Source organism: Bartonella pachyuromydis, from assembly GCF_039543065.1.
Classification (GTDB): Bacteria; Pseudomonadota; Alphaproteobacteria; order Rhizobiales; family Rhizobiaceae; genus Bartonella; species Bartonella pachyuromydis.
Genome location: NZ_BAABJA010000056.1, coordinates 1 through 905, shown reverse-complemented (window position 1 = coordinate 905; position 905 = coordinate 1). Strand labels below are relative to the sequence as shown.

1 protein-coding gene and 1 pseudogene are annotated in these 905 nt (G+C 40.7%); both read right to left on the bottom strand.

Annotated elements, in window-relative coordinates; translation table 11 throughout:
- Positions 1–199 (bottom strand): annotated as a pseudogene (locus ABD917_RS08715) (YfjI family protein); the annotation flags it as partial.
- 4 nt (positions 200–203) lie between these two features.
- On the bottom strand, positions 204–905 hold a 702-nt coding region (locus ABD917_RS08710; RefSeq protein WP_345119668.1), incomplete at its 5' end, for a DUF7146 domain-containing protein.

Genomic DNA, 905 nt, shown 5'->3' with positions numbered 1-905 from the left:
CATAAATATAACGACTTAATCTAAAAGGCATTTGTGCAACGTGAAAAGGTTCGACGGGTAAGAGAGCACTCTCAATCGGTTTTAATTCTCCCCACCCATTTTGTTGCAAGACTTGTTCATAAGGAATAGCTTTTAAACAAGCATTATTATTATCATTCACCAGAGTATTCTTATCTATAGTATTATTATTTTGTGACATGGTATTATACCTTTTGAAAAGAAAGAAAATCGTTGAAATCTAAAGTGTTAGGGGCTTGCATGATAAAGACCTCAAAGCCTTGTCTATAAGCACGCGCAGCTAGGTTAAAACCTGCTTTACGACCCGCATCATCGCCATCCATTGCGATTGTCAAACGCCCTTTTATCGGAGGTAAATTCATACGCATCATGCCACTGGTAGAAAGAGACGCCCATAAATTCACGGGCTCTGATAACAAACCAGACAGCAGAGACAGACCCGTTTCAATACCTTCACAAATAACCAGATGTTTTGGATTGGCTTGGCTTAAATGCACAGCGCCGCCCATAACAGACCCCAACATGGCTTTGGCTGGTTTCTGATCTGTTTTGCAGCCATTGGCTTGTAAAAAGGTTCTATGAATGGCAAAAGAGCCAGCCCCCTTAACAAGAGCCACCAACGCGGGCAGTGTCATTCCCAATGGGTGTGGACATTTATCATGAAAACGTAAATAAGGAAATAAGTCACATGTAATACCCCGCATGCGTAAATAGGTTTCTGCTAGCGTATCTTTTATCGGTTGGCTTTGTTGCCAAATTGCTTTTGCTCTTTCTGCTTTCTGTTGTACTCGTTTGAGATCAGCAGAAAACTGTTTTGAGAAAAAGAGCCTATGATCATAAGTTTTATCAACAAAGGCTTGTTTTCCAAGCAAGCCAATTCTTCTAAG